15 protein-coding genes are annotated in these 14087 nt (G+C 60.9%); 4 read left to right on the plus strand and 11 right to left on the minus strand.

The window, feature by feature from the left end:
- The first annotated feature begins 100 nt into the window (after positions 1-100).
- A complete protein-coding gene (locus tag PSV43_RS10840) occupies positions 101-1012 on the plus strand; it encodes a ThuA domain-containing protein (protein ID WP_300196636.1) in 912 nt (303 codons plus the stop codon).
- A 21-nt stretch (positions 1013-1033) separates the two neighbouring features.
- Here PSV43_RS10840 and PSV43_RS10845 read toward each other — a convergent pair whose 3' ends face one another.
- The 3 genes from PSV43_RS10845 to PSV43_RS10855 form a co-directional block, all read right to left on the minus strand.
- On the minus strand, positions 1034-1945 hold the full coding sequence (locus PSV43_RS10845) for a bifunctional riboflavin kinase/FAD synthetase (protein ID WP_300196638.1): 912 nt from the start codon (positions 1943-1945) through the stop codon (positions 1034-1036).
- 73 nt (positions 1946-2018) lie between these two features.
- Positions 2019-2204: a hypothetical protein gene (locus PSV43_RS10850; RefSeq protein WP_300196640.1), complete on the minus strand. Its 186-nt coding sequence runs from the start codon at positions 2202-2204 to the stop codon at positions 2019-2021.
- Between the two features lie 105 nt (positions 2205-2309).
- On the minus strand, positions 2310-3008 hold the full coding sequence (locus tag PSV43_RS10855; protein WP_300196642.1) for a hypothetical protein: 699 nt from the start codon (positions 3006-3008) through the stop codon (positions 2310-2312).
- 335 nt (positions 3009-3343) lie between these two features.
- On the opposite strand from PSV43_RS10855, the gene PSV43_RS10860 reads away from it, so the two are divergent.
- Positions 3344-3910, plus strand: coding sequence for a hypothetical protein (locus tag PSV43_RS10860; protein ID WP_300196643.1), 567 nt, complete (start codon positions 3344-3346; stop codon positions 3908-3910).
- Positions 3911-3922: 12 nt separating this feature from the next.
- Entirely contained in the window at positions 3923-4408 is a 486-nt protein-coding gene (locus PSV43_RS10865) for a hypothetical protein (protein WP_300196645.1), read from the plus strand.
- Between the two features lie 349 nt (positions 4409-4757).
- Here PSV43_RS10865 and lspA read toward each other — a convergent pair whose 3' ends face one another.
- Genes lspA through PSV43_RS10880 form a run of 3 tightly spaced genes read right to left on the minus strand, consistent with a single transcriptional unit; the run spans position 4758 to position 6893 of the window.
- Positions 4758-5291, minus strand: coding sequence for a signal peptidase II (gene lspA / locus PSV43_RS10870; protein WP_300196647.1), 534 nt, complete (start codon positions 5289-5291; stop codon positions 4758-4760).
- Positions 5292-5299: 8 nt separating this feature from the next.
- Positions 5300-6436: a galactitol-1-phosphate 5-dehydrogenase gene (locus PSV43_RS10875; RefSeq protein WP_300196649.1), complete on the minus strand. Its 1137-nt coding sequence runs from the start codon at positions 6434-6436 to the stop codon at positions 5300-5302.
- A 52-nt stretch (positions 6437-6488) separates the two neighbouring features.
- Positions 6489-6893 carry a peptide chain release factor-like protein gene (locus PSV43_RS10880; RefSeq protein ID WP_300196651.1) on the minus strand — a complete coding sequence of 135 codons (405 nt, stop codon included), beginning with the start codon at positions 6891-6893 and terminating at the stop codon, positions 6489-6491.
- Positions 6894-7168: 275 nt separating this feature from the next.
- On the opposite strand from PSV43_RS10880, the gene PSV43_RS10885 reads away from it, so the two are divergent.
- A complete protein-coding gene (locus tag PSV43_RS10885; protein ID WP_300196653.1) occupies positions 7169-7966 on the plus strand; it encodes a thymidylate synthase in 798 nt (265 codons plus the stop codon).
- Positions 7967-8306: 340 nt separating this feature from the next.
- Here PSV43_RS10885 and carA read toward each other — a convergent pair whose 3' ends face one another.
- From carA to metG, 5 genes are all read right to left on the minus strand, one after another.
- On the minus strand, positions 8307-9473 hold the full coding sequence (gene carA / locus PSV43_RS10890; RefSeq protein ID WP_300196655.1) for a glutamine-hydrolyzing carbamoyl-phosphate synthase small subunit: 1167 nt from the start codon (positions 9471-9473) through the stop codon (positions 8307-8309).
- Positions 9474-9649: 176 nt separating this feature from the next.
- Complete coding sequence (locus PSV43_RS10895; RefSeq protein ID WP_300196657.1) at positions 9650-10114, minus strand: very short patch repair endonuclease; 465 nt, start codon at positions 10112-10114, stop codon at positions 9650-9652.
- Positions 10115-10255: 141 nt separating this feature from the next.
- Positions 10256-11227, minus strand: a complete 972-nt coding sequence (locus PSV43_RS10900; protein ID WP_300196659.1) for a GDSL-type esterase/lipase family protein — start codon at positions 11225-11227, stop codon at positions 10256-10258.
- Positions 11228-11400: 173 nt separating this feature from the next.
- On the minus strand, positions 11401-12195 hold the full coding sequence (locus PSV43_RS10905; RefSeq protein WP_300196661.1) for a class I SAM-dependent methyltransferase: 795 nt from the start codon (positions 12193-12195) through the stop codon (positions 11401-11403).
- Between the two features lie 267 nt (positions 12196-12462).
- The gene (metG, locus tag PSV43_RS10910) at positions 12463-14034 is read right to left on the minus strand and encodes a methionine--tRNA ligase (RefSeq protein ID WP_300196663.1); all 1572 of its coding nucleotides are present in this window, start codon (positions 14032-14034) and stop codon (positions 12463-12465) included.
- Positions 14035-14087: the final 53 nt, after the last annotated feature.

Raw genomic sequence — 14087 nt, forward strand, 5'->3', positions numbered from 1 at the left:
CTCAGTGTGGGTGACGGCACCGAGGGTCAAGGTGTATTACGAACTCTTGCGCAGGTTCGTTCTTGCCAAAAGTTCGCGGGACTGATAGCAAGGTCACACCATGCGCTCCATCCTCTTTACTTTCCTCCTGTGTGCCGCCGCCAGCCTGCAGGCCGCCGACAAACTGAAAGTCCTCATTGTGGACGGTCAGAATAATCACAAGTGGGACATTACCACGCCCGTGCTGCGCCATATTTTGGAGAGCAGCGGTGCCTTCTCCGTGGATGTCAGCACCACCCCGCCCAAAGGATCGCCCAAGGAGGCCTGGCATGCGTGGAAGCCGATGTTCAGCGACTACCAGGCCGTGGTGAGCAACTACAATGGGGAGCCCTGGCCGCAGAACGTGAGAGATGCGTTCACGAAGTATGTGGCTGACGGCGGTGGTTTTGTCTCGATCCATGCGGCGAACAATTCCTTTCCTGAGTGGAAGGAATACAATGACATGATCGGTGTTGGTGGCTGGGGCGGACGTAATGAAAAGTCCGGCCCATGGCTGTACGTGAAGGACGGCAAGCTCTTCCGCGACACCGTGGAGGGCAACGGCGGCGCACACGGTGCGCAACATGAGTTCGTTGTCGAAATTCGGAATCAAGATCATCCGATTACGAAGGGTCTCCCCAAGCGCTGGCTGCACGCGAAGGATGAGCTTTACAGCAAGCTGCGCGGCCCTGCGGAAAATGTGGACGTGCTGACCTCCTCCGTGTCCGATCTGACCGCAGTGGGCGAGCCGAACAACATGGTGCTCAGCTACCAAAAAGGCCGGGTGTTTCACACGACGCTGGGACATGCGGACTACTCGATGCTGGATCGCGGCTTTTACACGATCCTGCAACGCGGCACCGAATGGGCTGCTACCGCCAAGGTGGAACGCACAGCGGCAGTGCCTGCGGACTTCCCAACTGAAACGGCGGTGAGCGTGGTGAAGCTGGAGGGTTATCCCAAGCAGGTAGCGCCGAAGCCGAAGACCAAGTAGCCCTGTTACTGAGGAACAAGGCTACTTTGCTGCCGCGACATCGCGCGCGATCTGCGCCTTGAGTTCATCCAGCCCGTTGAATTTCATCTCGCTGCGCAGGTGGCGGGTGAAGCGTACTTCCAGGTCTTTGCCATAGAGGTCGCCGCTCCAGTCGAGCAGGTGTACTTCGAGGGAGGGATCGGCATCTGCCGCGACGGTGGGCCGGCGGCCGAGATTGGCCACGCCGGGGAGCCACTGGGTGTCGATGCGCGCTTGAACCGCATAAACACCGAGCGGCGGGAGCTGTTCGTTTTCGACATCGACATTCGCAGTGGGGAATCCGAGCTGGCGGCCGAGTTTCTGGCCTTCAACGACGGTGCCAAAGACGGTGTAGTCGCGGCCGAGAAAGGTGGCGGCCTTGACGAAATCACCGTTCGAGACCGCCTCGCGGATCAGAGTGCTGCTGACGACTTGATGGTCGATTTTTAAGGGCGGAACGCCATACACGGCAAAGTCATGCTCCTGGCCCATATCCATGAGCAGGTGGATGTTGCCTTCACGCCGGTGCCCAAAGCTCCAGGTGTAACCCACCGAAATGCAGCCCAGCGGGCGCGAGGCGTGCACAAGCTGCTGGAGGAAATCGCGGGCGGGCGTTTGGGCGGTCTCTGCGGTGAAGGGGCAGGCCAGCAGGCAGGCAATGCCGGCTTGAGCAAGGATGAGCTGCTGGTGGCGCGGGCCGCAAAGCAGCTTGGGGGCGGAGCCGGGGCGCAGAACCTGCAGCGGATGAGGGGCAAAGGTCACGACGACTGCCGTGCCGTGGTGCTGCGTGGCGTGCTCTTGGGCCGCGCGAATGACTTCCTGATGGCCGAGGTGGATTCCATCAAACACACCCACAGCAAGGGCGAGGGGGCCGGGAAGGGTGGAAAGGGCGTCAATGGAGCGAAGAACCTGCATGCGTGGGGGTGAGCCATACCAAGCAGCCATGCAGAGCGCAAGGCGAAGGGCGTGGTTAGGAACCCGCCGTTGCTTACTTGAGATTGCTCAGAGTGCTCCAGAAGCTCTTCAGGACGTTCATCTTGCCGAGGCTGATGCTGCTCTTCAGGTCAGTGTGGGCGGTGCCGATGACCTGGGTCATCACTTCACCGTAAGCAGGCATTGCGTTCCAGCCGAGGGTGATCTGTGGGGCGATAGCGGAGGTAGATTTAGTTTTCATAGGATTCGTAGTTAAAAGATTTTTCAGAGGTGATTTACGCTTTGATATTCAGATTTGATTGAAGCTTGGTTTACGAGTGTGATAATAGCGTCGCAAAAATGAGAATTAAAAGCCCGAAGGATGACGAGGGGAGAAACCTGCGTAGTTGCGGCCCTTGACGCGCCAGCGGGGGCCTTCGCCCGTGACCTGGCCGGAGGTGTCCATGCGAAGACCACAGATGGTGATGAAAACATGCTCCCCAGGCTTCACCCAGATGGTGATGAAGCGGCCGGCACCTGCTTCGCCGTAATTGGCGAACTCCCTGCTGGACAGGCAGCGTTTCAGCAGCCCAGCCTTCATGAGGACATAGGAAGTGCTGCTGCTGCAGTCATAAGCGCTGTCCTCGATGCTGCGATGGCCGCCACCCAGCACGTAGGGCTTGTTTTGAAGGGTGTTGGCGGCATAAACAGCGAACTGAAGGGCCTGAGGGGCGGTCTGACCGACGGAGGCAAAGCGACCGTCAAAGCGGATCTGAGAATTGCCAACGGCAGGGCGGGCAGCGGCGGTGCGCTGAGCTGCGGCGCGCTGGGCAGCTGCCTGAGCTGCGGCCTGGTCAGCATAGTAGCGAGCCCAGCCGGCTGCATTGGCCTGCTGCTGAGCATTGTAGGCGGCCCAAGCCTGCGCGTTGACCTGTTCCTGAGCGTAAGCAGCCTGTGCCTGAGGGGCGGCATAATAACCGGCGGCAGAGTAACCATTCTGAGCGTTCGCGGCGGCGCCAAAGGCGAGGAGGCTGACGGTGAGTGCGAGGCGGATGAGTGTTTTCATGGCTGCGTAAGTGGTTCTTGATTCTGCTAGTATTTATAACAGAAATTAGAATTAGTGCAACAATCATATCAGAATTAACTCACGATTTTGTAAATTTGATAATTTTTAGATGTGTTAAATCGCGTAACCCATTCTAAATAAACAAACTATATGAATGCCCAGATGGCGGCAGAAACGAGAAATTTAGATCTCAGCCTTTATAAAACTACAATAATTGATAAATATGCGTTTATATTCCATTAAATAACCGTTAATTACGATCATTATAGAGAAGGGTTAAAAATCTCTTTTCCCTATTTCTTGCGTTCAAACCGACACCTCTGAAAATGGCGACCATGAACTCACGGCTGCAGTCATTCCTAATTCCGGTGGTGGCCCTCTTCTTGTTTGCGACGTGCGTGTGGGGTGCTGAGCCGCCGAAGCTGACTTATTTTTATGACGAGGAGGGCATGCGCTATCTGACCCTGCGCCAGACTTCCGCCACAGGAGTGGAAGTGATCACGCGCTGGGCCTCGGAACCGGGATCGACTGGCGTGTGGACAGGGCAGGGGATTCGCAAAGACAATGCGGTCAGCTTTGCTGCCGTGGTGGATGAGGGGCAGGACCGTGGCTCGTATTTCATCGCCAGAGGCGGGGAGTCGAAAATGGAGATCCTGTTCAAGCCGGGGCAGAAGATGCCGCAGGACCCGGGCATCCTCGGCATCTACCGCCGTGTGAGTGATGAGAAGCGCTTGCAACTGGCCCGCAAAGAGTACCAAGCGGCGGACGAGCGGCTGACCATGGCTTTGAAGGAGGCTGCACACGCTTGGACAGGGGCGGATAAGACCGTGCCTGCCGATTGGAAGGCACGCTGGCCGGCGCTGCTGGGCCGCTGGATGAAAATCGCCTATCAGCCGCCGTAGCCTACGAAGGTGGTGAAGCCTGCTCTCCCGTTCCCCGCAGGCAAAGACGCCTTCTCACCGGAGAAGGATGTCCAGTACTGGCTCAAGTTCGCGCAAGTCACTGCGGCTGCTTACGGCTTCATTCAGCAGCCGGCTGTGATGAAGCGCTCCGCCTGGGATGGCGAGTATGACGATGGATTAGGCGGCCACGTGAGCATCCGCCGTGCGAAGGACGGCAAGCTACGCGTGAATCTGAACTGCACACGCGTGAATGAAAATCAGGGCTCCGACCTCGCGGGGCAGATTCCCGCCGAGGCGGTGAAATCGCAGAATGACGAGGACACAGCGGCCGCCGTCTTCATTGAGGCAGACGTTCCGGAAAATGCCAAGGAGGTCAGCATCACGCTGAAGCGCAAAGGCAGCTTCCTCTGGCTGGAAACCAAACGCAAAGCATCACCGCCCGGCAGCCTGTCCTGGTTCGACGGCATCTACCGCTGGTCGCCGGTGCCGGTGGAGTGAGGTGGCGGAGCCAATGCTTCTGCCAGCATGTCGCGCTGTGTGCAGACATGCATCGCAGTGAACGTGCTGGGCAAAAAGGTATCCAAATCTCTACGGAGCGACATGTTCGGAAGCGCTTAGCGCTGACAGAATCGTAGCCGTGAGTGCCAAGCCACGGATTGCGCGCGCCAGATGCATTGGTATCCGGTGGAACCGTGTAGCGGTGATACTGAGGCGTGGCATATCCCATCGCTGACTCCGCCAAACCGCCCGACTCTGGGGGGAGTTCGTACGCCACAGAGCCCGTCACACGCTGGAGGACGGGCGGGCTGTCGCCACACCCATCCCACGATCGCGCTGCTTCGTCTCGTTATGCCTTCTTGGTTGGCGTCGGCGTTTCAAAGAACGACGCGAGCGCCAGCAGGATCGCTGCGCAGACGACGCAGGAATCCGCCACATTGAAGGAAGGCCACGGATGAAACGGCCAGAAGCCGAAGTCGAAGCGCAGGAAGTCCACGACGTAGCCGTCGAAGAAGGTGCCGTCCAAAAGCTTGCCGCCGTCGTGATTGCGGAAGAGGCGGTCGGTGAGATTGCCAAAGATGCCGGAGACCAGCAGCGCGACGGCAAGGCGGCTGAGCTTGCCGGGAAACAGGCCCTTGCCGTGCATCACATAAATGAAGACGAGCGCAGCCACGGAGATGGCGGCGAAGGCGTAATTCGCATACTGCGTGCCATTGAACATGCCAAAGGCCACTCCGGTGTTCGACGCGTGGTGCAGCCAGAAGATGCCGGGGATGACTTCCTGCTCGTTGTCGTAGAGCCTGAAATGCTGCACGATCCAGCTCTTGGTGAGCTGGTCGAGAATGTACAGTGGGAGCGAGAGGAGCAGGAAAAGGCGAATCATAGAGATGTTCAGGCGGGCTGCAGCACGACCTTGAGCAGGCCTTCTTTGTTGTCATGCAGGCGCTTGAACCAGTCTGCGCCTTCGGAGAGGGGGACGACGGCACTGAGCAGGGGCTCCACCTGAATGCTGCCGTCTTGAATGCGGCGGATGGCTTCGGGGTATTCACCGGCGCATGAGCAGGAGCCCTTGATGGTGAGCTGGCGGGTGACGACTTCCTGCAGCGGGAAGGGGGTGTTGGGCTGGAGATTGCCGATCAGCACCACCTGGCCGCCTTTGCGCACGCTGCGGATCGCGAGGTCGAGAGGAGCGCCTGCGCCCACGACTTCAAAGCTGGCATCTGCGCCGTCGCCACCGCAGATCTCACGGATGTGCATGGCCAGGCCTTCCTGCTTGGCGTTGAAGGTTTCCTCGGCACCGAGCTTGCGGGCGAGTTCCAGACGGCTGTCATCGAGATCCACAGCGATCACTTTTTCCCAGCCGCGTGCTTTCAGCGCCTGAATGACCAGCAGGCCGATCAAGCCCGCGCCCACCACCACGGCGATGCCACCATTGGCTTCTGCCACGTCTTCTTCGACTTCGGCTCCATGGTTGTGCTCGCAGTCATGACCGCAGCCTTCGCCGTGAACGTGCTGGAAGGCTTCGCCTACTTCGATGCCATCGGCCAAGTTTACCGCATGCAGAGCGATGGACACCGGCTCTGCAAAGGCTGCCTTCTCATAAGAAAGGTCGTCGGGGATGCGGTAGAGGATGCGCGTTGGCAGGGCGATCTTTTCAGCAAAGCAGCCATGGCGGCGGTATTCGCCGGGGGAGACACCCAGCACACGGCGGTTCGGGCAGAGGTTCACAAAGCCCGCTTTGCAATCTTCGCACTCGCCGCAGTATTCGGTGGAGTCAAAGGTCACGCGGTCACCGAGGTTCCAGCCTTCTACGCCTTCGCCCAGGGCGATGATTTCTCCCGCTGCCTCATGGCCCATGACGATGGGCATCTGGCGGCGGCCACTGCGGCCGTCCATGCCGTGGATGTCGCTGCCGCAGATGCCGCAGGCGGCGATTTTCACCAGCACTTCGCCGGCGGCTGCGGTGGGTTCAGGAAATTCGAGGTCGTAGTTGAACTCGGAGGGGGCGGTGAGGACGAGCGCTTTCATGGGGAGCGCGGATCATGCCCCGAGAGAGGCCGGAGGCAAGAAGGTTCGCAGTTCAGTCGTCGCCACCTGGCTTGCCTCGCCCTTCTTTAATCCCAGCGCGGTGCCGCTTTCCCGCCACATAGCGCCGCTTCAGCCCCCGGGGCCGGGCGCGGGTTTGGCGGCGGAGTTTTTCGCGGTCGTTTTGGATCTCGAGCTTCGCGGCTTGAAAAGCTGCCTCCAGGCGGTCGCACAGTTCCTGGCGGGCGATGAGGCGGTTCTGTGACTGGGAGCGCTCGCGCTGGCAGCGCACCTCCAGGCCGCTGGGGACGTGCCGCAGCACCACAGTGGAGCTGGTCTTGTTGATCTTCTGGCCGCCCGCGCCGCCGCCACGAATGAACGACTCCTCCAGATCCTCCTCACGGATGCGGAGTTTCTGCATGCGGGTGCGCAGGGTGTTGTCTTCAGGCAGATCGGCCATGGCGCAATATCGGGGCAGGGGAGGTGGGGTGCAAGTGAGATGCGGAGGCAGAGTATGGCCGCGCGGGTCGTAGAATGAGTGTGGCGACAGCCGCCCGCCTGTTCATGAGCGTGTGGCAAGCTCCATGGCGCAACGGACACCCTCGAAGTCGGGCGGTTTGGCGGAGTGGGACGTGGGAATAAGAGGGCCGCGAGCGCCAAACACACCCAACCTACGACCAGATTCCCCGCAACCGAATCCATTGCATCCCCCCCGCTCCCCGCTATGTCTGCGCGATGGAAGAATACCACCGCCTGCTGCGCAAAGTGCTCGAACACGGAAGCTACCGTGAGGACCGCACCGGCACGGGGGCGTACTCCGTTTTCGGCGAGCAGAGCCGCTACGACCTCAGCACCACCTTCCCGCTCGTCACCACCAAGAAACTGCACCTGCGCTCCATTATCCATGAGCTGCTGTGGTTCCTGAAGGGAGACACGAACGTGAAGTACCTGCGCGACAACAAAGTCACGATCTGGGACGAATGGGCGGACGAAAACGGTGATCTCGGCCCCGTCTATGGCGCGCAGTGGCGGCGCTGGCAGGGCTCACCTGGAGCGGAGACGCATGATCAGATCGCCCGTCTCATTCAGGGCATCAAAACAAGCCCTTACAGCCGCCGCCACATCGTCAGCGCGTGGAATGTGCCGCACATTGAGAAGATGGCGCTGCCACCCTGCCACTGCCTGTTCCAGTTCTTCGTCGATAAGGGCAAGCTGAGCTGCCAGCTCTACCAGCGCAGCGCGGATCTCTTCCTTGGCGTGCCCTTCAACATCGCCAGCTACGCGCTGCTCACCCAGATGGTCGCGCAGGTCTGCAACCTCCAGCCCGGTGAATTCGTCCACACTTTCGGCGACCTCCACCTCTACAAGAATCATTTGGAGCAGGCCCAGCTCCAGCTCACCCGCCAGCCCCGTGCGCTGCCCGTGATGAAGCTGAATCCTGAAGTGAAAGAAATCGACGCCTTCAAATACGAAGACTTCACCCTCGAAGGCTACGATCCCCATCCGGGAATCAAGGCGGAGATCGCGGTGTGAGGGCTGGACGTCGTCATTTGGGTGTTCTTCACAACCTCGCGGCCAGTATCTCGCTGGTGTCGATCATCTACCGGCTGACTCCCGACACGAAGGCGGACAAAAGGGTGTAGCCGTTGCAGGGACCATTGCTGGATGCGAGCCCGTATTTGATCGAGTAGTTGCGGGCAACATCCGCACGCGATGAAACCATTGACTGCACCGCAGAGGTCCAGAATGGATCAACCACCGAATACACGGAAAATCAGTCACACTCAGTTTCCGTGTATTCCGTGGTCAACCATCAGGCCCCGATCAATCTTGGCACAATTCTTGACCCTTGACTGTCTTGACGGCTCGGCTCCTACCTTCCCGTCTCGATCATCCGGGCGAACTCGGCGAAGAAGTATTTCGCGTCGTGCGGGCCTGGGGCGGCTTCGGGGTGGTATTGGACGCTGAGCACGGGGGCTTCGCGGTGGCGCATGCCTTCGACGGTGCCGTCGTTGAGGTTGATGTGCGTGACTTCGACGTTGCTGGGCAGCGAGGAGGGATCAATGGCGAAGCCGTGGTTCTGGCTGGTGATGGACACCTTGCCATTGCGCAGGTCCTTCACGGGCTGGTTGCCGCCGCGATGGCCGAACTTGAGCTTGAAGGTCTTGCCGCCGTAGGCGTGGCCGAGAATCTGATGGCCGAGGCAGATGGCGAAGATGGGCATCTGGCCGATGAGCTGCTTCACTTCCGTATGGATGTAGTCGAGCGCGGCGGGATCGCCGGGGCCGTTGGAAAGGAAGACGCCGTCGGGCTTTCGGGCGAGCACGTCCTTGGCGCTGGTGGTGGCGGGGACGACGTCCACGCGGAAGCCATGCTGGCGCAGGCGGCGCAGGATGTTGCGCTTCACGCCGAAGTCGTAGGCCACGATGTGGTGCTTGGCTTCGGGAAGGGGGTGGCGCACTTGGCCGTCGGCACCGGGTTCGCGGTTCTGGGAGGGGCTGGGGATGTCCCAGTCGCCGCTTTCGAGGCTTTCAGGGTCCCAGAGGTAGGGGGACTTGGTGGTGACTTCCTTGACGAAGTCGCTGCCTTCCATGAGCGGGCTGCTGGCGGCCTGCTTCACGGCTTCCTCAGCCGTGGCACCGGTGGTGATGACGGCGCGCATGGAGCCGCGGGTGCGCAGGTGGGCGGTGAGGGCGCGGGTGTCCACGCCCTGGATGCCGGGGATGTTCCATTCCTTGAGGTAGGAGTCCAGGCTCTGCGTGCTGCGCCAGTTGCTGGGCACGTCGCAGAGTTCTTCGATGACGAAGCCGCGCACATGGGGGCGGTCGCTTTCCATATCGAGCGGATTCACGCCGTAGTTCCCGATCATGGGATACGTCATGGTCACGATCTGACCGCGGTAGGAGGGATCGGTGAGGACCTCCTGATAACCGCTCATGGAGGTGTTAAAGCAGATTTCGCCGGTGTGGGTAGCATCGGCGCCAAACGCCGTGCCTTCAAACACTCGGCCGTCTTCGAGGGCGAGGAGGGCTTTCTTCATCAAGGTTGCGCTGTGGTTATAGCCAGAAGGGCGGGAGGGGCAAGAGAGAAGCGGAGGAATGACAAAGAGTGTGGCCGCAAGGGGCGCAAAAAGGAAAGCCGAGAAAAGAAAAGAGAGCGGCGGGGAAGGGCGCCGCCCACGCTGGGAGGAAGGATTCGGCCGCAGCGACAAGCGCATCACTGCCGGCCCAGTGCGCGCCTCAGCCGCGCCATCGTGCGGGCCTGCTGCTTGCGGGAGAGGGCGCATTCCCAGAGGCGCAGGACCGCCCAGCCGGACTGGCGGAGGGCACGGGTGACGTGGCGATCACGCTTTTGATTGCGGGCGATTTTGTCGTCCCAGAACGGGCGGTTCTGCCGGGGGCGTGTGGCGTGGCGCGGGCAGCCGTGCCAGAAGCAGCCGTCCACAAAAACGGCGAGGCGCTGTTGGCGAAAGACGAAGTCCGGCCGCACGCGGGGCTTGCGCAGCTTCTTGCCAGCCACAGCCTTGGGCGGCGGCAGGGGCAGCGAGAGGTGCCGCCGCCAGCCGGTGATCTTCCCGGCACGCAGGAGGGCCACCAGCCGTAGCTCCGTGGCGGCGTTGCCGGTGGAGCGGATGCGGCTCATCACCTCGCTGCGCTTGGCTGGGGTGAAGACGTCGGGCATGGGCTGGATGCTGGAGGTTTCCTCATGGCGCCTCGATTCATCGCTCCTTGAAACTTGAAACCTTTAACTTGAAACTCGGCTCCCTAACGGCTTCGACGGAGCTTTTCAGAGCGAGCTAAAGCTCTGGAGTACTTTCTTTACTCACGGCCTGCGCGCCTGCTGCAAGGCTTCTTCCTTGAGCTTCTGGATCTCTTCATCCGCCTTGGCGATGAGGGGATCAAACATGGGGATTTCTTTGGCATTCTGACCTTGCTCGTGTTTGCGGAAGCCGAAGAGGTAGGTCTCGTTGTGCGGACGCCAGCGGTTGAAGAAGAGGGTGTCTTTGGCGATGACGGCACGGCGCAGGTTTTCGAGGGCGGCAGAGGGGGCATCGGGCAGCTTGAGGCCGAGGCCTTCGATGAGCCTGGCGCTGAGAATCTCATACCCGGCGCGGGTGTAGTGCACGCCGTTTTCGGTGAGGGGCTTGCGGATGATGCCGGGCTTGGGGAGGCCACCCATGAGCTCGAACCAATCGACAAAATACGCGTTCTGCATGAGGGCAAATTTGTGCAGGGCATCGCGCAGGCTGGAGAGGTTGCGGTTGGCGGCGCTGAGGTCCGGCAGCGGCGGCGGCAGGGTCTCCAAAGGAGGCGGGGTGGCGATTATGACGCGCACGCCGGGGGACTTGGCGCGGATGAGGTCGATGAGATTGCGGTAGCCGGTGAGGAACTCGGGCAGGCCACCGAGGCGTTCAAACGCAAGCTCGGAGCCGTAGCAGAGGATGACGACAGTGGGCTTGAGCATTTCTAGATGCACAGAGAGGCGCTGCAGGCCCTCCTCAGGCGGACCGAAGTAGGAGCGCGCATGGCCAAAGACGGTGTCACCGCTCCAGGCGAGATTGCGCACGGTGACTTTTTCTTCGCCTAGGGCGAGGGCGAGGCGGGGCTCAAAGGAGCCGTAGTTGTGCTCGCGCTCCAGCACGGTGTTGCCGAGAAGGACGAGGCGGTCGCCGTCTTTGAACTGAAAGGTCTTGGTCTGCGCAGACACCGGCAGCGCCGTCGGCTCAGTGATTTGAGCGGATGCAAAGGAGGCGCACAGGAGCGCGACGAGGCCGGCCAGGGAGGGGAAGTTCATGCGGGGCGTATTGGAGCGGAGAGGTCGGGAGTTGTCTAGGGGGAGGTGTGGGGAGTTTGCGGGGGTGGAATCTTTCTCCTCCTTTCCTCTTACTCCCGTAATTCAGAGTTCCAAACCAAAGGGAGGAAGAGTAAGAGGTGGATTTTTCAGAAGAGAGCGGCGGCCTGCTTTGCTCATTTCTTCCGCAGCACCAGCAGCACATCGGCGTAGCTGTCGTCAAATTTGCGGGGCTCGGTGATGTCGTAGGTGAAGTCGTAGCATTCGAGGTACTCCAGCTCGGGCACTTTGCGCAGCAGGGCCTTCATTTGCGCGGCGCTGTAAGTGCGGAACTGCCAGCGCGTCTCCTGGGTGTGGGTGCGACCGGAGTCGGTGATCTTGAGGCGCGTGCGCAGGTCTTCCAGGCGCGTCTTGGGGTTGGCGGGCCAGGTGTGGGTGTTGCACACGACGGAGATCTCCCCGCGCTGCGCCACCCAGCGCTCGTGCTCGGCGCTGGCGCGTGTGTAGTCCGTGAGGTGCAGGCCCAGGAAGAACACGCCACCGGGGCGCAGGGAGGCCGCGACACGCCGCAGACACTCGGCGGCATCTTTTTCCGTGTGCAGGTACTTGAAGGTGCTGACGAGGCAGTGGGCCATGTCAAAGCCGCCCTTCACCCCTTTCGGCAAGGTGAAGCTCTGCATCCAGTCCTCCCACAGGCGGGCCTTCAGCCCTGACGTGTCGAGGCGCTCGCGGGCAAACTCGAGCATGTGCGCATTCCCATCGAATCCGCTGACCGCCCAGCCGCGCCGGGCCAGTTCCTGCGCCAGCCGGCCACTGCCGCAGGCGGGCTCCAGCAGTCGGTGGCCTTTGGCAGGTCGCGCGTATTTCGCGAACGCCGCCTCCAGAAAGTCCGCCTCCAGCACGGTGCCGGCGTCAAATACGATGTCGTAGTAGAGCGGTGTGTCGTACCAGTCGTGCAGTTCGGTGGGCATGAGGCGCAGGATGGCGAGTTTGGGGGGCTGCGCTAGAAGGAGGCGCGGGAGAATGTGGAATGCGGCACCGCGCAGGGCTGGTGTGGGCGCTGGGGTCTAAAGGCCTGCTTGCAACATGGATGAGCTTCCAGCATTCGGCCATGCCGCGGAGATGTGCGCTCCCGGTTTCTCTGCGCCTGTTTTTGTACAAGACTGCCTCCTCAAAACGTGAGGGTCACATTTAGGACGCAGCGGACTCCACCAGACCTCCTGGTGGAGTCCATGAACTCACTTCTCTTCCGCGATTTCCAGCCTCGGAAACAGCGGTACGGGTGTGCCAAGCTGGTGGCCGCTGGGCAGCAGGCCCCATTGAAGATCGCTGATTTTAAAGCCGTCGGGCAGGACCCAGCCGAGCTGGGCCCTGGCGATGCCCATGGCGGTGGGCATGATGGGATTGAGCAGAACGGTGACGTGCGTGAATGCCTCCGCCAGATGGTAGAGCACGCTGTCCAGGCGGGCGGCCTGCGCGGGGTCTTTGGCGAGGGAGAATGGCTTGGTGCTGTCCACGTATGCATTGGCATGCGAGACGATCTTCCACGCGGCGGCGATGCCTTCGTGGATGTCCCAGCCGTTCATCTTTTCAAGGTAGAGCGGGGTGGCCTCCGCGACGGTCTGGCGCAGGGCTTGATTGATCTCGTCATCGTAGTCACCGGGGGTGAGCAGGCCTTCGCGGTACTTCTGCGCCATGTTGATGGAGCGGTTGAGCAGATTGCCCAGTCCACCTGCCAGCTCCTTGTTGTAGGACATGATGATGCGCTCGTCGCTGAAGTCGGCGTCATAGCCGGTGGCGATGTCGCGCATGAGGTAGTAGCGCAGGCCGTCTGGCGTGAAGGTGTCGGAGAGCACGTTCGGATCAATCACGTTGCCGAGGCTCTTGCTGATCTTCGCGCCCTTCATGTTCCACCAGCCATGCACGATGAGCTTGGGGATCTCCGCGTCGGGGAAGCCGAGCGCATGCAGCATGATGGGCCAATAGACCGCATGCGCGGGCACCAGGATGTCTTTGCCGATGATCTCGGCATCCGCAGGCCAGAGCTTCTTGAAATCGGGCATGCCTTCGTTGCCGACTTCATCGGCCATGTAACCGGCAAAGCTGATGTAGTTCGTCAGCGCGTCGAACCACACGTAGTTGACGAATTTTTCGTCAAAGGGCAGGGGAATGCCCCAGTTCAGGCGCTCCAGCGGGCGCGAGATGCAGAGGTCCTGCGCGTTGCCTTCGAGCGAGTTGAGCACGTCGTTGGCACGGTGCGGCGGGTAGATGAAATCGGGATTGCCACGGATGTAGTTTTTCAGCCACTCCACATGGTCGCTGAGGCGGAAGTACCAGTTCTCCTCCTGCAACTCCACGACCTCGCCCCACTCCGCGCCGAAGTTGCCATCAGGGCCGCGTTCTTTGTCGGTGAGGAACTGCTCCTGACGCACGGAGTAGAAGCCGGCGTAGGCCTTCTTGTAAAGCTGGCCGCAGTCGTGCAGCTTTTGCAGCATGGCCTGCACCACGCGCTTGTGTTTGATGTCGGTGGTGGCGGCCCAGCCGTCGAAGCGCACGTTCAACTTGTCCCACAGCGCGGTGAAATGCTGCGTGATGCCATCGACGAATTCCTGTGGCGACTGTCCGACTTTGTCGGCGCTCTTTTGCACCTTCTGGCCGTGCTGATCGACGCCGGTGAGGAAGTACACCTCGCGCCCGTTGAGCCGCTGAAACCGCGCCATGACGTCCGCCAGCACCTTCTCATAAGCGTGGCCGATGTGCGGCGGCGCATTGGTGTAGTCGATGGCGGTGGTGATGTAGTAGGGCTTCATGGTTGGGGCGCGGCTTTCCCATGCCGCCCTTCGCCCTGCAATTCAAGTGTTCC

Origin of the sequence: Prosthecobacter sp. (assembly GCF_029946185.1) — a bacterium.
GTDB lineage: Bacteria > Verrucomicrobiota > Verrucomicrobiia > Verrucomicrobiales > Verrucomicrobiaceae > Prosthecobacter.